General features: G+C 52.3%; 18 protein-coding genes and 1 pseudogene. 14 read left to right on the top strand and 5 right to left on the bottom strand.

The genetic code is table 11. The annotated features are described in order from the left end of the window. Positions 1 to 48 precede the first annotated feature (48 nt). The 8 genes from G516_RS0116120 to G516_RS0116085 all read left to right on the top strand — a co-directional run bounded on the left by G516_RS0116120 (position 49) and on the right by G516_RS0116085 (position 4,757). Entirely contained in the window at positions 49 to 579 is a 531-nt protein-coding gene (locus G516_RS0116120) for a GNAT family N-acetyltransferase (RefSeq protein ID WP_028294512.1), read from the top strand. 14 nt (positions 580 to 593) lie between these two features. Continuing rightward, on the top strand, positions 594 to 989 hold the full coding sequence (locus G516_RS0116115) for an MmcQ/YjbR family DNA-binding protein (protein WP_028294511.1): 396 nt from the start codon (positions 594 to 596) through the stop codon (positions 987 to 989). Between the two features lie 377 nt (positions 990 to 1,366). Next, positions 1,367 to 1,810 carry a hypothetical protein gene (locus tag G516_RS0116110; protein WP_028294510.1) on the top strand — a complete coding sequence of 148 codons (444 nt, stop codon included), beginning with the start codon at positions 1,367 to 1,369 and terminating at the stop codon, positions 1,808 to 1,810. 93 nt (positions 1,811 to 1,903) lie between these two features. Beyond that, complete coding sequence (locus G516_RS22930) at positions 1,904 to 2,359, top strand: DUF4231 domain-containing protein (RefSeq protein ID WP_051219512.1); 456 nt, start codon at positions 1,904 to 1,906, stop codon at positions 2,357 to 2,359. A 1-nt stretch (position 2,360) separates the two neighbouring features. After that, positions 2,361 to 2,768 (top strand): TIR domain-containing protein, encoded by a 408-nt coding sequence (locus tag G516_RS0116100; protein ID WP_036536763.1) that lies wholly within the window; start codon positions 2,361 to 2,363, stop codon positions 2,766 to 2,768. A 118-nt stretch (positions 2,769 to 2,886) separates the two neighbouring features. Then, a complete protein-coding gene (locus G516_RS24090; protein ID WP_051219511.1) occupies positions 2,887 to 3,867 on the top strand; it encodes a DnaJ C-terminal domain-containing protein in 981 nt (326 codons plus the stop codon). 379 nt (positions 3,868 to 4,246) lie between these two features. Beyond that, positions 4,247 to 4,501 carry a type II toxin-antitoxin system Phd/YefM family antitoxin gene (locus G516_RS0116090; RefSeq protein WP_028294508.1) on the top strand — a complete coding sequence of 85 codons (255 nt, stop codon included), beginning with the start codon at positions 4,247 to 4,249 and terminating at the stop codon, positions 4,499 to 4,501. Further along, a complete protein-coding gene (locus G516_RS0116085) occupies positions 4,494 to 4,757 on the top strand; it encodes a Txe/YoeB family addiction module toxin (protein ID WP_028294507.1) in 264 nt (87 codons plus the stop codon). The genes G516_RS0116090 and G516_RS0116085 overlap by 8 nt, the downstream gene beginning before the upstream one ends. Here the strand turns inward: G516_RS0116085 and G516_RS22920 are convergent. Beyond that, positions 4,754 to 5,350 (bottom strand): LysR substrate-binding domain-containing protein, encoded by a 597-nt coding sequence (locus G516_RS22920; RefSeq protein WP_051219510.1) that lies wholly within the window; start codon positions 5,348 to 5,350, stop codon positions 4,754 to 4,756. The genes G516_RS0116085 and G516_RS22920 overlap by 4 nt on opposite strands. Then, a pseudogene (locus G516_RS0116075) lies at positions 5,337 to 6,448 on the bottom strand (IS3 family transposase). The gene G516_RS22920 and the pseudogene G516_RS0116075 overlap by 14 nt, the downstream one beginning before the upstream one ends. A gap of 344 nt (positions 6,449 to 6,792) precedes the next feature. Between G516_RS0116075 and G516_RS0116065 the strand changes: the two are divergent. Continuing rightward, entirely contained in the window at positions 6,793 to 8,382 is a 1,590-nt protein-coding gene (locus G516_RS0116065) for a sensor histidine kinase (protein WP_028294504.1), read from the top strand. Further along, positions 8,382 to 9,071, top strand: coding sequence for a response regulator transcription factor (locus G516_RS0116060; RefSeq protein WP_028294503.1), 690 nt, complete (start codon positions 8,382 to 8,384; stop codon positions 9,069 to 9,071). The genes G516_RS0116065 and G516_RS0116060 overlap by 1 nt, the downstream gene beginning before the upstream one ends. 209 nt (positions 9,072 to 9,280) lie before the next feature. Here the strand turns inward: G516_RS0116060 and G516_RS0116055 are convergent, their stop codons facing one another. After that, positions 9,281 to 10,141, bottom strand: a complete 861-nt coding sequence (locus G516_RS0116055) for a delta-class carbonic anhydrase (RefSeq protein ID WP_028294502.1) — start codon at positions 10,139 to 10,141, stop codon at positions 9,281 to 9,283. A 241-nt stretch (positions 10,142 to 10,382) separates the two neighbouring features. Between G516_RS0116055 and G516_RS0116050 the strand changes: the two genes are divergently transcribed. Further along, complete coding sequence (locus G516_RS0116050) at positions 10,383 to 10,880, top strand: NlpC/P60 family protein (protein WP_028294501.1); 498 nt, start codon at positions 10,383 to 10,385, stop codon at positions 10,878 to 10,880. Between the two features lie 119 nt (positions 10,881 to 10,999). Continuing rightward, on the top strand, positions 11,000 to 11,917 hold the full coding sequence (locus G516_RS0116045) for a glutaminase (protein WP_028294500.1): 918 nt from the start codon (positions 11,000 to 11,002) through the stop codon (positions 11,915 to 11,917). 1 nt (position 11,918) lies between these two features. Here the strand turns inward: G516_RS0116045 and G516_RS0116040 are convergent, their stop codons facing one another. Continuing rightward, complete coding sequence (locus G516_RS0116040) at positions 11,919 to 12,347, bottom strand: group II truncated hemoglobin (RefSeq protein WP_028294499.1); 429 nt, start codon at positions 12,345 to 12,347, stop codon at positions 11,919 to 11,921. Between the two features lie 183 nt (positions 12,348 to 12,530). After that, on the bottom strand, positions 12,531 to 14,585 hold the full coding sequence (locus G516_RS0116035) for a TonB-dependent copper receptor (protein ID WP_036536759.1): 2,055 nt from the start codon (positions 14,583 to 14,585) through the stop codon (positions 12,531 to 12,533). Positions 14,586 to 14,967: 382 nt separating this feature from the next. Between G516_RS0116035 and G516_RS0116025 the strand changes: the two genes are divergently transcribed. Both G516_RS0116025 and G516_RS0116020 read left to right on the top strand, forming a co-directional pair. Further along, on the top strand, positions 14,968 to 15,561 hold the full coding sequence (locus G516_RS0116025; RefSeq protein WP_028294497.1) for a hypothetical protein: 594 nt from the start codon (positions 14,968 to 14,970) through the stop codon (positions 15,559 to 15,561). A gap of 27 nt (positions 15,562 to 15,588) precedes the next feature. Next, positions 15,589 to 15,963, top strand: a complete 375-nt coding sequence (locus G516_RS0116020) for a cupin domain-containing protein (RefSeq protein ID WP_028294496.1) — start codon at positions 15,589 to 15,591, stop codon at positions 15,961 to 15,963. Positions 15,964 to 15,970: the final 7 nt, after the last annotated feature.

Here is a 15,970-nt window from a genome sequence, read left to right as displayed (position 1 = left end):
GGACTTGCCATTGCGAATGCACACTATTACTGAGCCACAAGGACGCCCATGTCGACCGCAACCATAATCCAGTGCAGCTATGAACAACACGCGGATCAGATTCTGGATATCTTCAACGACGCTATTGCAACCTCAACGGCGTTGTTCGATTACAAACCAAGGCAAGCAGAGTCGATGATCGGCTGGTTTGAAGCCAAGGCTGCTGGCAACTTTCCGGTCATTGGCATGGAACAAGACGGGCAGCTCGTTGGCTTTGCCAGCTACGGCACCTTTCGAGCCTGGCCAGCTTACCAATACACCGTTGAACATTCCGTCTACGTACACAAAGCGCACCGTGGAAAGGGCATTGGCAAACAGCTGACGAAAGCGATTATCGAAGCCGCCGACAAGCAGGGGGTGCGCACACTGATTGCAGGCATCGAAGCCTGTAACCAAGGCAGCATTGCACTGCATGAAGCCCTGGGGTTTGAACACTGCGGTACGATAAAAGATGCAGGGTACAAATTTGGCCGTTGGCTGGACCTGGTGTTTTATCAGAAAGTGCTGGACGGACCCGCCTCGCCATCAGAAGTGCTTTAAGCAAGGAGAGGGCCGTGAGCCAAGGCTACGAAACCAGCAAAACCTACCTGTTAAACAAACCCGAAGCACAGCTGGATTACCCCTTCGGCCCGGAAGCCGAGGTTTATAAAATATTCGGCAAAATGTTTGCGCTGCTATACCACCGTAACGGTCAGGACTGCGTAAACCTCAAATGCGACCCGCAAGAAGCCATCGAACTGCGCGACGTCTTCGATGCCGTTCAACCCGGCTACCATATGAACAAAAAACACTGGAACACCGTGGTACTAAACGGCTCACTGCCGCAAGGGGAAATAGAACGAATGATCGATAACTCCTACGCGCTGGTGGTGAAAAGCTTGCGCAAGGGCGAGCGGCTAGGGCTGGAAGCGCGGCATGGTACACAGGCTATTTATGGAAGTGCTAACTAACCTATTCGTTAAATTGAAAGCCGATCCAGTGGGCCTATGCTCATGTTTCTGCTCCTCCTGGAAGAACTGTGTGAATGAACAGTGTGTCAATGGGGCAGGCTAAAGCATGCGTGTTTTGTCCCTGTTTATCCTGTATCGGGTTGCTCGTTTTTCCAGCAGCTGTTAGCGTAAGTGGCTGAAATTAGAGTGGTTGGCAAAAGTGGAGAGACTGCTTTGCGTGCCATCAAGGATGGAAAAACGCGCATGCGTGTTTAGTCGGGTGTGTACGGCTGGAAAGAATTAAAAACAGCTTTAAAAATCAGAGAGTTAATTTTGATTCACAACAATTTACGTCATCGACAAAACGCGCATGCGCAGAAATAAAGCTGTTAATAGCTATGGAATACCTTGTGCAGCCGACCGAAGATTCATGGAATTCACGGAGAGAGTGGTTTGAAGGTCTGCTATTAGAATTCGAGGAATCAGGCTCCTATTTGGTCAGTGAGCAAGCTTCGGCGCTTATAGGTGAAGTTCAGTCTTGTTATTGCGCTGGAGCATGGATTGCAGCAATCGTGCTTGCCTTTACCGTAATTGATGCCCAGCTTATTGAAGTTGAAGCCCCAGGATTTAAGGGTAGTGCAAAGGAACTGCTAGAGTCGCAAGGACTTGGTTCAGAGTACCAAGCTTTAAGGCTGCGGAGGAATCGCATCATCCATCTCCGCCCTGAAGAGCCAGCGATAACTGTGGATCAACAGTGGGGCTCTAGAACGGAGCTTAAGGAAGAGGCTGAAAATGCAATTCACCTTATGCTGTCAGCCTTTTTTGCCAACCCTAGTGTGTAGGCTATTAACAAGCAGCGGCAGGCGGACCAAATTTCCGCTCCTTCGTCGCTACAATTTGCCCGCTGCACTGGGCGTTACATCAGGAGCGTGAAATTGAACGCTGACGAATACATTAAAGATCGTCTCGAAGATCAGATTTCTTGGTACGACAATAAAAGCCAATCTGCACAAAAGTGGTACAAGCGGTTACGTTTGGTTGAATTCTTTTGCGCTGCTTTAATTCCATTCTTGGCGGGAATGATTGCTAATGATACAGAAGATCTAAAAATAGCTATAGGAGGACTAGGTGTCATAATCGCAATTATTACTGCTGCCCAAGGCCTCTATCAATGGAACGAAGATTGGATTCAATACAGGACAACGTGTGAATCGCTAAAGAAAGAAAAATTCCTCTTTTTAACAAATTCGGAACCATACGACAGCGAAGATCAAGACAATTTAAATCTACTGGTTCAGCGAGTGGAGACATTGGTTTCCAAAGAAAATACGAACTGGGCTCAATACATGATGAATCCACCAGAGTCAGAAAAGCCAAAAAGGAATCCTTAAAATGATATTTGGATGGAAAAAAGACATATTCATAAGCTATGCATATAAAACTGACAAACGCTATAAAAATTTGCTCGTTGCTTGGGATAAAAATGATTTATTTGATTTCGAATTCTATGATGGTTCAGTAACAGTTCCTGTAAATAGTACTCAAGCTGGACCAATTAGGCGGGTCATATCTCAAAAAATATCTCAAGCTACTCACTTGCTTTGCATTGTTGGCGAGGAAACCCATAAAAGTGCGTGGGTTGAGTGGGAAATAAACAAAGCTGTTGAAACCGGAAAAAAGATTATCGCTGTAAAAACCAATAGATCCAATACAACTCCAGATGCGCTCTACGGTGTTGGAGCAACATGGGCAATGTCATTCACATTCGCTGCCATTAAAAAAGCAGTCGATGAAAGCTAAGGTATAACAATGCCATAAACTCGGACGTCTAAAAGCTGCGCCGGTCGTTTCTCCCTCTGCAGCTTTTTACCACGGGTATGGCTGGTGTTAAACTAATCACAGATCCCTACAAGATTATATGGCAGAAATATTTATAAGTTATAAGCGAGAAGAGCAACACATTGCACAAAAATTCGCAGAGCTGTTAGAGGTTCACGGATGGTCTGTGTGGTGGGATCCAAAAATTCATGCAGGTGAGCGTTTTGATGAAGTGATTCTTGAAGCACTCAATGGGTGTCAGTGTGTGATTGTTATTTGGTCTAAACGCTCCATAAATTCGACATATATAAGGGACGAAGCAAGTTATGCGCGTGACCAAAATAAGCTTGTACCAGTCGCTGTCGAAGACGTGCAGTTGCCTTTTCGATTTAATAATATTCATACCGAGAATTTTTATGATTGGGAAAAAGGTGAAAAAGCAGATTGTTACGCTCGTCTCATAAAAAGTATAAGCAAGCTTGTTCCAGCGCCTCAAAAGGTCATATCGGCGTCAGAGTCAGATGTCCAGGCATCATTACTTGACTGTTACTATCTTGTCGAAATTAATTTAGAAGATGCCGCAAAAGGAACGACTGAAATAATTAAAGGGTCATTTCGTGGAATGTGTGAGCACTGCGGGGGCGGTGGTAATCGATATTCGGTTAATAAGGACTTGATTCCGTGTAATAAATGCAATGGCAAAGGTAGTGTTTTGGTGCCAAAAGCTCTAAATGTGAAAATACCTGCAGGTGTTGATACCGGCGATCGTATACGCCTCAAGGGAGAGGGGCATTCCGCGCAACATCAGATCGGCGATCTATACTTAAATGTGCAAGTTCGATCCCACCCAACCTTCACTCGTTCGGAGAATAACCTCTTCACCAAAATATATTTGAGTTACGCTTTGGCTGAAAATGGAGGAGAGCTAACTGTTCCGACTTTGTTTGGCCTTGCCAAAGTAAAGATTCCACCAAATTTCCACTCAGGCAAGAAACTCAGACTGCGAGGAAAAGGGCTCCCTAGTGTGCGAGGAGAAAGTGTTGGTGATCTTATATGTTATGTTCAGATAGGACCGGGATAAGAAGCGAGAAAATTTATGTAATATCGTCGATAAATCATCAAGAAATAAATGCAGGAATGTTTAACAAAACCATGCAGCGGACGCGCCAAAGGCGCGCGCCGCTGATGGTTGGCGTTAACCCAACCGTCTCCCCTGTTACCCAACTCCCAAACTGAGGGCTCTCCATTATGGTTCGCTCCTGCCATGCATGGCTTTGGTGGTTTTCAGACAGTTAACAAGATGACTCCAAGCTCTCAGGGCCGAGCGGGAAAACCACGCAGCACAGGCAGTGCGTCTGCAGGGCCTTGGCTGCGAGAAACAGATCGATGTACGGTATCTTGTACATGTTTGTGTTCTTAAGCTAGACTTGTCCTCTATAATGTACAAGTCGGGTGTCGACATGAGAATTGTCTCTTTCACTGAAGCTCGTAACAATCTCAAGTCTGTTTTGGATAACGTCATCAACGATGCGGATACTACGGTAATTACTCGCCGGGATTCCGAGGATGCCGTTGTGATGTCATTGGACTACTACAACAGCCTTATGGAAACGGTTCATCTATTACGTTCACCAGCAAATGCTGAGCATTTAAACCGTTCAATAGAGCAGTATAAAAAGGGCAAAACGACTCAGCGAGAACTCATTGATGAGTAATCGGCTGTTATCTTGGACTGATGAAGCCTGGGACAGTTACGTCTATTGGCAGAATCAGGACGAGAAGATCCTGAAACGTATCAATAAGCTCATTAGCGATGTTCAGCGTTCGCCGTTTGATGGAATAGGAAAACCAGAGCCTCTTAAAGAAAACCTGTCGGGCTTCTGGTCTCGTAGAATTGATGATACCAATCGCTTGGTGTACGCCATTGACGATACAGCAATTACGGTAATTTCTTGCCGTTATCATTACTAGCTCAACCCAAACTGCGGACTTTCCACTATCGTCTGCTCCAGCCTTTTGGTGGCCTCGTTGGTTTTTCGGGCGGTAAACAGGGTGACTTCGGTGTCCGGTAGGGTTGGTAACACATCGGCGATGATTTCGAGGTCATCTTCCAGTGTATGGCGGGGAATAATGGCTACGCCGATCCCGGCTCTAACGGCTGCCAGTATGCTGGTGCGGCTTTGGCTGGTGAAGGCCACTCGCCATGGTATGTCGTGTTTATCCAGCGCTCGGCAGCCGGAGCGGCGGTGGTAACAGCCTTCGTCGAATACTGCCAGGGGTAGCACCGGGTCCATGTTCAGGCTGTGGTCACGAGCTTTTATCCACACCAGGTCATCCCTTCTCAGGCGTACGCCTTCGTCCGTGCCTGCCAGCATTTCCACCATCGCCAAATCCAGCTTGCCGCCTTCCAGCATATCGACCAATCGGTCGGGGCGGTGGTCACAGAACACTTCCAGTTCGGCTTCCGGATAACTGAGGATAAACGCCTGCAGAATCGGCGCGAGGGTGTGGCTGGCGTATTGGTCGTGAGTGCCTGTAACCCTCCCCTGATTAGTGCCACTCATTATTAGAGTTTCTCCGGGAAGGTTGCTTGTTCACGATACTCGCTTGGCGTCATATCTCCGAGTGATTCGTGTGGTCGTTCTTCGTTGTACTCTCTCATCCAACGGCTGGTAATGTCTCTGACTTCGTCCAGGTCGCTGAAGAGATAATAATCCAGTATTTCTGTTCTGTAGGTTCGGTTGAACCGTTCTACGTAGCCATTCTGGGTCGGCTTACCCGGTTTGATAAATTCCAGCTTCACGCCATGCTCTTCAGCCCATTCTGCTAGCACCAGTGCCGTAAATTCGGGCCCACTGTCCATGCGGATTTGAGCAGGATAGCCTCGCCATTCGGCAATTCTATCCAATGTACGGATTACCCGCCTGGAGGGAAGGTTCAAATCGACTTCAATGCCGAGTATTTCTCGATTGAAGTCATCGACGACGTTGAACGTCCTGAACCGCCGTCCGCATTTGAGCGCATCGCTCATAAAGTCCATCGACCAGCTACGATTTTCAGCTTCAGGCACTGCCAGCGGTTGTGGGTATCTATTTGGCAATCGCTGCTTGCCTTTACGTCGCAAGTTCAGCTTGAGCTGACAATAGATCCGATACACCCGCTTGTGATTCCAGGGATGTCCGAGCTTCCGCAATTTCACGAAGAGTTTGCGGAAGCCGTATCTCGGATATCTCTCCGCGACACTTTGCAAAGCCTCAATGACCGCATCATCCCGATGTGGATCGGGACGATAGTGGTAGGTGCTTCGGGCGATATTCAAAGCTCGGCAACTGCAACGCTCGCTGAGTTGATGCTCGTCTTTAAGGGCATCGACCAGCAAGCGTTTCTCTGCGGGCGTTAAAGCTTTTTTCAATTACATCCTTGAGTGCTCGGTTTTCCAAAGCCAGGTCCGCATACATGCGTTTGAGCTGGGAAAGCTCGGACTCCATGTCTTTCATCCGTTTGATATCAGAAGCTTCCATACCGCTGTATTTGCTTTTCCAGTTGTAATACGTGGCTTCGGAAACACCGTATTCACGGCACACGTCCTTGACGGTTCGACCGGCTTCGACGGCTTTCAGAATGGTGATGATCTGGCTTTCAGTGAAACGGGATTTACGCATGAGATGATCTCCTTGGTGCGTTGATTATCCCGGAAAATCTCCAGTTATGAATGGCTTAGTTTTTGGGGAGGGTTACATGCCGAGCCGAGTGGTGGAGGAGGTTGTGGTCGGCATGGGCTCAGCGGCTTTGGTGCATAGCCCGGTGAATAGCTCGGTGGAGCCGTAATCGCTGTGATGTACCGCTGCCCAATCTGAAAGAGTTGCGTGAATAAATTCACTCCTACATGGAATCCTTGTAGGAGTGGTGAGCACCAAAACAACTTCTCCGTTAAAACCGATATACTGATCACCTGAAATAACGTCTCAATTGCGGTTGGTGTTACGGTCGGTTATACGGGTGATGCATGTTCAAGAAAAAGCTGTTTTTGTTCGGTTTTCTGTCGGCGGCGGTGCTGATCATAGCCCTGGCTGGCGTGGCGGTGTCGGCGCATATCACTCGTGAAAACCTCAAGCAAAGCATGGTGGCGCAGAGCCTGCTGGCAGAGCACCAGCAGCTTTCGAGTATTTCCTATCGATTATTCAAGCAGCTTACCGATGAGCTGATTTTCGGCCGCAATGCCAACCAGGCGTTGGTGCGCCGCAAGCAGGAGTTGATTGACCAGTCGTTGCGAATCATCCGGGAGCTGGAGATCGAACAGCGGCAAGCCCTGGGCGAACAACTCACCCAGGGCAGTGTGGAAGACACCGACGAACTCGAAGCCTTGCTGCAAGCAATCATCACGGAGTTTCGGGCCATCATTGCTGAAAATGACCAAACTCCATTAAGCCAGCGGGCACGCTTCCAGCAGCTGCTGGAAGTCACCATCGATAACCAGTTCCGCGAAGCCATTAACGCAGCGGTTACCCGTCAGAGCCGTATGGTGTCGGCTACCAACGCCCGTATCGATACGCTCAACACCGCGCTGGTGTGGTTCACCATTTTGCTCGGCGTATTGGTCGGCCCATTTATTGTGTTTGGCTGCTTCTGGCTGTTTAACCAGCTGTATCAGCCGTTAAGTGAAATCACCACTGGCACCCGCCTGATTGCTTCCGGCGATTACAAAACCCGTTTGCCGGAAAACCTCGATAGTGAGTTCGACTCTCTGGTGCAGTCACTGAACCAGCTGGCTACCCGGTTGGCGGAGCACGAGCAACAGCAAGAGCAGCAAAACCAGCAGCTGCAATTTGAAGTGGAGCAGCGCACCCGCGAGCTGACCGAGGCCAATCATCAGCTGACCATGCTGGATGCCCGTCGTAAGCAGTTTATTGCCGATGTGTCCCATGAGCTTCGCACCCCTCTAACGGTCATTAGAGGTGAGGCTCAGGTGACCTTGCGCCAGCAAACCGGAGACGAGGCGGTTTACCGGGAAACGCTGAACATCATTCTGGAGCAAGCCGTTGGTCTCAGCCGTTTGGTCGACGATTTGTTGCTGCTGGCCAGGGCGGAGATGAGCGAGCTGCGCTTGCATCTTGCGCCGGTGAATCTGGCGGAATTGGTACAGAACCAGTGCCGACACTGGCAGCGTTTGATGCCCAAGCGTCAGTTTGATCTGGAAATTGCACCGCAGTTGAACGAGTGTCTGGCGATGGCGGACGAGCAGCGTTTGCAGCAAGCAGTGGCGATTTTGATGGACAACGCCACCAAGTATTCACCGCTGGAAGGCCGGGTAACCCTTAGCCTGTCGAGATCCGATACCCAAACCGGCGAGTATTATCAGATTCAGGTGGTGGACGAAGGTGAGGGGATTTCGCCAGCGGATTTGCAGCACATCTTCGAACGTTTTGTGCGCTTCAAGCCACGTGCGGAAGGCATGGGGCTGGGGCTTGCCATCGCCAAAGCCATTGTGCAGGCGCATCATGGTGATATTCGGGCGCAGTCGTCGGCCAGTGGTTCGGTGTTTAGCCTGATGATTCCTGTCACCGCCAATGGCGTTAGCCTGGAGAACAAGAGCTGATGAAAATTCTGATTGCTGATGACGAAGTACCGCTGCTGAATTTTCTGGAGCGCGGTTTGCGGGCGGAAGGCTTTGAAGTGGTGAGTGAGTCGTCGGTGTTGAAGTTGTTGACCACCATTGAGCAAGAGCAGCCGCAAGTCGCCGTGCTCGACCGTATGTTTGGCAATGAAGACAGCGTCAGCCTGTTGAGCCATATCAAGCGACTGCCAGTACCGCCTATGGTGCTGCTGTTAACTGCACGGGACGATGTGTCAGACCGGGTAGAAGGCTTGCGCGAAGGTGCCGATGACTACCTGTGTAAGCCGTTCGATTTTGATGAATTGCTGGCTCGCATAGAAGTGCTGGGGCGGCGGCCTGTGGTGGCTCATGTGGTGGAAACCCGCACGCTGGATTGTGGCTGTGGCGAGCTGGTTTTGGATCTGGACGAGCGTATTGCCCGGTTGCAGGATGAAGAAATGCAGCTGACCAAGCTGGAATTCGACTTGTTGCAATATTTGTTGGAAAACGCCGGCAAGGTGCTGACCCGGGAACGGATTTTGAGCCGGGTATGGCAGTCGGTGCGGGACCCGCAAACCAACATTGTGGATGTGTACATCAGCCGCTTGCGTCAGCGATTGGCGCAGACCGATGATTTGAAAATTGAAACCCTTCGCGGCAGTGGTTACCGGTTGTTGCACACAGCGCATTAAGCGTTGGCGGGGAGTATTGGGAAGGGGAAAGGTGCGCGGTGCACACCCTACATTGGGCTGCTTGCAGAATCGGTTGTAACCGCGAATCGCGAGCAAGTTTACTCCCACAAATCAGGCCTTGTAGCCGTGTTACCCGTAGGAGCTGGCTTGCCTGCGATTTAACCTTCCAATAAACAAAAAAGGGTGTGCGGTGCACACCCTATACGCTATCAGTCGATTTTAGACAGCAGATCCGGGTTGATTACCAGGTTACGAACGCCGTGAGCGTGGTCTTCCTTGAAGACGTTGCTGTCACACCATTCGTCAACAGAGGCGATGTCTACCACGGCAACTTTCGGGCGAACGCTCCAGCTAACCTGGAATGGGGAACCGCCTTCGTTGTATTTAGGACCAGTGGTGGAGCCTTCGTACTGAACCGGTGCACCCATGTTGGTTGGGATGTTTGGCGCCTGGTGGTAGCCGTTCACTTCTGCGATTTGAGTCATCTTGGTGAAGTCGATGGCTTTGCTGTCGTTAGCCAGAACGATCACCTGGGTTTCTACGCGCAGCTGTGGGTTGCCGATGCTGTCAGCCAGACAAGAACCCAGAGTTGGACCCGGTTTTACCGGAGCGGTGGAGTGTACAAAGTGTACTTCCAGTGTTTCGCCCACTTTCAGGCCGTGACCCTTGTCGCCACATACGTTGCCTTTGTATGGCTTCAGCTGGGATTTGGTCAGCTTGCCGTCGTACAGGAAACCGGTGCCGTGGCCTTTGCCATCGCCGTTACCCTGATAAGTCGTGAATTCGCCGCCCTTGTGCTCAGCGCCACTGTGGAAGTGGATGTTACACAGGTTCATTTGAGTGTGGGATGGCGCTTCAGAGAAGATGATCTTGTTGTTGCCAGCCAGAGTGTCGATGTCACGCGGAGACTGTGGACCAAAGCCTTTGCCTTCGGTGTTGGTGGCCAGGTTGGCGCGCTGCTCGGCAATCACACTGTCGGCAACGTCTTTGGAGGAACCAGCCTGAGTGGACATGGAAACGGCAGTCAGCAATACGGCCGGTGCAAGAAACGCGATGTGCTTGGTGTTCATGTTGAGTCCTCTGTTAAGAAGACGTCAAGGTAGCTAACCGCTCTGAAAAGAACCTGAACTGAACATTAAAAACAGATTAACAAACGCTAACGAAGCAATCCTGAAGCAGTTACATCCGGTTACGTGGTTACCTCAAGCATTCCGAGCTGCTGAAGGAAGATGGGTGTTCGCCCATGTAAGTGTAAACCTGCTCGAACCTCCCGCTTTGGCTTGTCACAATACGTTGATTGGGAGGAAGAGTATGAGAATCGGGTATCTGACCACCGTATTGGCTGTTGTGGCGGTGTGTTCCGGCTGGCTGTCGGGGTGCAGCAGTTCAGCACCAAAGGCATCGTCGCAACCACTGGATATTATGGATCTGGTGGACGGCGTTGATGTGCGCGACAAACTGTATCAGCAGTACGATGACTGGCGCGGCACCCGTTATCAGTGGGGCGGGCAGTCTCGCAGTGGCGTCGACTGCTCGGGGTTTGTGCAGCTTACCTACACCCGTGTACTGGGCAGTTGGGTGCCCAGAACCACCTTGTTGCAAAGCCAGTTTGGCCGGGCGGTTAATCGAGTGGATTTACAGCCCGGTGATCTGGTGTTTTTCAAAACCGGGTTTGATACCCGCCACGTCGGTATGTATTTGCAGGATGGCGATTTCCTCCATGCCTCTACCACTGCCGGTGTCACGATTTCCAACCTTGATGAGCCCTATTGGCAGCAGCACTACTGGCAGTCCCGCCGAATGCCCTGAATTTTGTGTTCAGAATCCCGTGTTTAGAATCAGGCCCAGTAACCCTCTAATATCTGCTCTTCCGGCGTCTCTTCCCTGTTGTATTATCGCGACCTGAACAGACGATCGAGGTGAAGGCCTTGCAAGACATTCTGGACGACATTGTCGCCACCATTGGCAAAAGCGACGACCGCGGCAACGTGGCGGACTATATTCCTGAGCTGGCCGGAGTCGACCCCAATCAGTTTGGCATCTGTGTGGCGACGACCGACGGACAGGTGTTCAGTACGGGCGATAGTGAGCAGCTGTTTTCCATTCAGAGTATCTCCAAGGTGTTCAGCCTGACGGTGGCGCTCGGCCACCTGGGCGACGGCGTGTGGAAATGGGTTGGCCGCGAGCCATCGGGCGATCCGTTCAATTCCATCGTGCAGTTGGAGCACGAACACGGCAAGCCGCGAAACCCTTTCATCAACGCCGGTGCCATTGCCATTGCTGACGCCATTCTGATGAAGCGCCTGCCCAAGGAAGCGCTTGCCGAAATTCTAAGCTTTGTGCGCTTTATTGCCGATGATGAATCGATTTGTTTCGACAGCAAGGTCGCTCAGTCGGAGCTGGATACCGGTGAGCGAAACCGCGCTCTGGCGCACTTTATGAAAGCCTACGGCATCGTCAAACAGCCGGTCGATTACGTGCTGGGTACCTATTTTCATCACTGTGCCATTGCCATGAACTGCCGTCAGTTGGCGCAGTCCGGGTTATTTCTGGCAGGGGATGGTCGCAACCCGGTAACGGGTGTTCGGGTGATTTCTTCCAACCGTGCCCGACGCATCAATTCCCTGATGCTGATGTGTGGCCACTACGATGGCTCCGGGGAGTTTGCTTTTCGGGTTGGCTTGCCGGGCAAGAGTGGTGTTGGTGGTGGCATTCTGGCCGTTGCACCGGGCAAGGCATCGATTGCGGTGTGGTCGCCGGGGCTGGATGAGGTAGGTAACAGCAAGCTGGGCACCGCCGCGCTGGAGCGGCTGGTGCAGAAAACCGGTTGGTCTGTATTCGCCTGAATCAGCTATTCGCCATGCGATGCTGACATACCTGCAATACCCGCTGTGCTGGACGGCTGAGCTCACGAATCAGGTATTCACGAAAATCATTCGGGTAGTCCAACTGCTGCAGTGCCTGGTCCATACAGGTAAGCCAGGCGCGGGTGCTGTGTAAGTCGGCGGGCAAATGCGCGTGGGCTTGTGGAATGCTGATCGGACCGTAGTGCTCCCGATACAGCTTTGGCCCGCCAGTCCAGCCGCTCAGGAAAAACGCCAGCTTGCGGCTGGATTCCGTCAGGTCGGCAGGGTGCATGGCACGCAGGCTGGCCGCTTCCGGCAAGGTGTCCATGATCTGATAAAAACGATCGCATAGCTGGGTCAGCCCTGGCAGCTGTCCTGCTGCCTGATACGTGGCGTCGCCATCGCCGTATTCACGTTTATCCGCTGTCATATCGGGTCTCACTCACTTCGCGTCTTATCAGGTTTTGGGTCTTGTCAGCTTTGGGCCTTGGGCGAATCATACTCGGGTGCAGATTCAGGCAGCCAGTGTAATCCATGATGGCGGCCGGTCTGAATCTGCGTTCCTGTCCCCCTTTCAATGTCCCTCTCAATGCCCCTATCAATAACCCAGGTATCAGAAGCTATATTGACCTTTCAACCAAAAAGTCCGACCCGGTTCATTAACACGGGTGTCGTTCTCATAGCCGGCAATGGCGGCCCCCGAGCGTGAAATATGCTCGGCGTAGGCTTTGTCGAACAGGTTGTCGATACCGCTGCTGATGCGCAGGTCGCTGCTGACTTTATAAGCCAGATGCAGGGACGTTACCTGGAAGGCCGGGCTGCGGCCGATGTCCTGTCCAACCACGGTGCCGGTGCCTTCGGCAACGCGATTTTGTGCAGCGACGCCACGCCATAAGGCTCCGGCTTCCCAGCTGTCTGTCTGCCAGGTGAGTCCCAGTTTGGCTTCCAGTGGCGGCATTTGTCCCAGCGGCTGATGGTCGGTGAGATTGTGGCCGCGAACCCACGCTAATGAGGCGTTGGTTTTCCATTGCTCACCCAGGTTAATCGTTGCATCGGCTTCTGCGCCCCAGCTGCGCGCGGTGACGTTGCGGGCGTTGGAGGCAAAGCCGCTGACGTCTGGCAGTTGCTCAACCAGAATGTAGTTGTTGTGGTGGGCGTAGAACACCGACAGGCTGCCTTTGGCGTAGCCGCTGGTGTGAATCATGCCCATGTCAATCTGGGTGGTGGCTTCGGGCGACAACTCGAACGTACTGGCGCTGCCGCTCATCATCATGCTGGTGGCGGCCGGTTTTTTGGTGCGTTCCCAGTAATCGGCGGCGCGTTCGCTGTGGCCAAGGCCCAGATACCAGCGATGGGTGCCGCGCATGTTCTGTTCATATCGCACAAACATGCTCTTGAGAGTTTGCTGGTCACTGTTGCCTGCGGTCTCGACGCCAGAGCGCAGGTCGCGGGCGTAGTCCTTGTTCAAACGCAGGCCCAGATGCAGGCTGTTGAAGTTGGCCAGCGGCTGATCCAGTTCGGCGTATAGGCCGGTGCTGGTAAAGCGCATGTCGTCCACGCGGCTGAGGTTTTTATAGGCCGGGGCCATTCCCATCATGCCCATCGCCGTTCGATTACGGTGATTGTTGGCCTGCCAATCGAGGCCAACTTCCAATTCGCCAGCTGGTAATTGCGCCAGATTCAGGTCGTTGGACAGCACCAGTGCAGCGCCTTTGGAATCCCGGTCGGGGTTGCTGACCATGGTCATCCCTGTGTTATTGCGCAAGCTGTAGTTGTCCATCACGTGGTCGATGCGATTGCGGTAAAAGCGGGCTTCCAGTTGCTGTGCGCTGATCAGACTGTCGCTGCTGCCATTCAGTTGCTGAACCCAACGCACACCGGCGTTGTTGCGTTTGAACTGAGCGCCGTCCATCGAGCGGTCGGCGTAGCGTGCTTCACCGTCGCTGGTGCCAAGGCTGACTTCCAGGCGTGTTGCGGCTGTGGGGGTCAGGCCCAGGGTGGCGTCGGTGCTCCAGCGAGTATAGGCAGAATGCACTTCGTTACCGTTGCCGTCAGTGTAGTTATTGGCGTCCGCTCGGGTGCCATTGAGCTTCAGGTAACCTGTCTGGTTGCCTGCCAGCAGATGTGCCATCTGGTCATTACGGTCGGCGCTGGCGTACAGCAAGCTGGCGTCACCGCTGATATCCGCTTCTTCAAAAACCGGGTCCTTGCGTTCAAATCGCACCACACCCGCACTGGTGCCTGGGCCATTTTTGACCGACTGGGGTCCCTTGATGATGGTTACCTGATCATAGGATTCCGGAAATACATACGCCGTTGGTGGGTCCATGCGCATGCCACAGCCGCCCAGAATTTGTTCACCGTCCAGGACGATGCCAAGCCGTGATGCGGCCATGCCGCGTAACACCGGATCGCCGTCGCTACCGCCTTTGCGCACCACGCTGAATCCCGGAATGTTTTTCAGCAGGTCAGCGCCATCCGCAGCCGGCAAAGGCTGACGAGGGGCCTTGGGGTCGGTGATCAAATACAGCGGGTCTTGTGTCTGAGTGCCGGTGACCACGATGGTGTCTTGCACCGCAAGCAGGGTGCCTTGTTCGGCAGCGTTGTCGGCAATGGCCTGATGGTTGACCGCCATGCTGAACACGGTAATGCCGGCGATGGATTTCATGGCGGTTGCCACTGTTTTGGGCAATAACTTGGCGTTTGGTTTAGTGCTTGGCTTGGCGTTTGACTGGCAAGCCGCTTCAAGGGTGTGGAGCGAAGTGTTTGATATCTGCGTCATGCTGGGGTTCCTGACAGCGATCCCTGAGTGATTGTTGTTCGGCGGCGGAGCTTAGCAAGGGGCATTGGAGTTGCCGTGTGACGGGATGTCGCACGCTTAAGACCGGTTTAAGCCTAGGTTTGGGCCTCTTTGTCAGGCGCTGGGGTGCTTTCTACGGGACTGGCGATCAGTTTCTGCTCAGTCGTCGATGGTCGTCGTGAATTGGCATTGCCATGGCCCAAGGGCGCAGGGATGCTTCGGTTTTTATACAAGGACAAGGGTCTGGGCTATGGATTTGTTTTTACAGGTATGGGCAGCATCGTTTTATCTGTCCAACAAGGTGCTGTTTGCCATTGCTGAGTCCCGCGATGAAGAATGGAAGCGCAAGCTGAAAATCGTCGGTTGGGCTATTTACATTCTGGGCGTGCCGCCTTGGGTAATCATCATGGTTGCCAAAAGCAACTGGATGGCTGCTGCCATTGAAGCAGGCGGTATTCCGGCCATGATGCTGGGTTTGTACAACGTGATCAAAGGCCAGCCATCGACCAACCGTTTGCTGAACCGGTCCATTGAAGCCTTTACCTACAGCATGTTGGCGCTGGGCATTGGCTACAGCTTGTATGAATACGGTGGCATCAGTGCACTGTCTCAGGTATTGGAGTTCGGCGTGACGATCGGCTTCTTGCTGGGCAGTTACTACATGGCAAAGGGCAGCATGTACGGCTGGTTGTTCTTTGCCCTGATGAATATTTCCATGGGCAGCCTGACCCTGCTGCAAGACAAATACATCCTGGCTATCCAGCAAATGATGTCGCTCAGCTTCGTGATGTACGGTTTTATGGTGGCGCGCAACAACGCTCGCCGTCAGGCCGCTGGTGGCTGATTATTCAACGTTTCTGGAGCGTAAAGGATGCTTACCACACCGCAGTATTTCAGCACCGCTGCCGAAGATGAGTATTTCTTCGTTGAAGGCTGCCACATCCTTGAATACCTCAACGACCCGGCAGACAGCGAGTGTTCGATTGCTCGCGCACGAGTAGAACCGGGCGTGCAAACCCGGTTGCATTCGCTGATTGATACCACGGAACGTTACCTGATCCAGTCGGGCAGTGGCATTGCCACCATTGCTGGAGAAACCAAACGTCTTGCAGCAGGGGACGTGGTGGTGATACCTGCCGACTGTCCGCAACAGATTCGCAACGACGGCGAAGATGACCTGGTGTTTCTGGCTATTTGTACACCTCGGTTTGTGCCCGAGTGCTATCGGGATTTGGAAGATTCCTGACGCTCTT

Source organism: Oceanobacter kriegii DSM 6294, from assembly GCF_000422845.1.
Lineage (GTDB): Bacteria > Pseudomonadota > Gammaproteobacteria > Pseudomonadales > Oceanobacteraceae > Oceanobacter > Oceanobacter kriegii.
The sequence above is the reverse complement of the archived record's forward strand: the minus strand, read 5'-3'. Positions and strand labels throughout refer to the sequence as shown.

Excerpts from the sequence above, each read along its gene's own strand:
- G516_RS0116120 (WP_028294512.1), top strand. The coding sequence starts at position 49 with ATGTCGACCGCAACCATAATCCAGTGCAGCTATGAACAACACGCGGAT.
- G516_RS0116110 (WP_028294510.1), top strand. The coding sequence starts at position 1,367 with ATGGAATACCTTGTGCAGCCGACCGAAGATTCATGGAATTCACGGAGA.
- G516_RS0116100 (WP_036536763.1), top strand. The coding sequence starts at position 2,361 with ATGATATTTGGATGGAAAAAAGACATATTCATAAGCTATGCATATAAA.
- G516_RS24090 (WP_051219511.1), top strand. The coding sequence starts at position 2,887 with ATGGCAGAAATATTTATAAGTTATAAGCGAGAAGAGCAACACATTGCA.
- G516_RS0116090 (WP_028294508.1), top strand. The coding sequence starts at position 4,247 with ATGAGAATTGTCTCTTTCACTGAAGCTCGTAACAATCTCAAGTCTGTT.
- G516_RS0116085 (WP_028294507.1), top strand. The coding sequence starts at position 4,494 with ATGAGTAATCGGCTGTTATCTTGGACTGATGAAGCCTGGGACAGTTAC.
- G516_RS22920 (WP_051219510.1), bottom strand. The coding sequence starts at position 5,350 with ATGAGTGGCACTAATCAGGGGAGGGTTACAGGCACTCACGACCAATAC.
- G516_RS0116065 (WP_028294504.1), top strand. The coding sequence starts at position 6,793 with ATGTTCAAGAAAAAGCTGTTTTTGTTCGGTTTTCTGTCGGCGGCGGTG.
- G516_RS0116060 (WP_028294503.1), top strand. The coding sequence starts at position 8,382 with ATGAAAATTCTGATTGCTGATGACGAAGTACCGCTGCTGAATTTTCTG.
- G516_RS0116055 (WP_028294502.1), bottom strand. The coding sequence starts at position 10,141 with ATGAACACCAAGCACATCGCGTTTCTTGCACCGGCCGTATTGCTGACT.
- G516_RS0116050 (WP_028294501.1), top strand. The coding sequence starts at position 10,383 with ATGAGAATCGGGTATCTGACCACCGTATTGGCTGTTGTGGCGGTGTGT.
- G516_RS0116040 (WP_028294499.1), bottom strand. The coding sequence starts at position 12,347 with ATGACAGCGGATAAACGTGAATACGGCGATGGCGACGCCACGTATCAG.
- G516_RS0116035 (WP_036536759.1), bottom strand. The coding sequence starts at position 14,585 with ATGAAATCCATCGCCGGCATTACCGTGTTCAGCATGGCGGTCAACCAT.
- G516_RS0116025 (WP_028294497.1), top strand. The coding sequence starts at position 14,968 with ATGGATTTGTTTTTACAGGTATGGGCAGCATCGTTTTATCTGTCCAAC.
- G516_RS0116020 (WP_028294496.1), top strand. The coding sequence starts at position 15,589 with ATGCTTACCACACCGCAGTATTTCAGCACCGCTGCCGAAGATGAGTAT.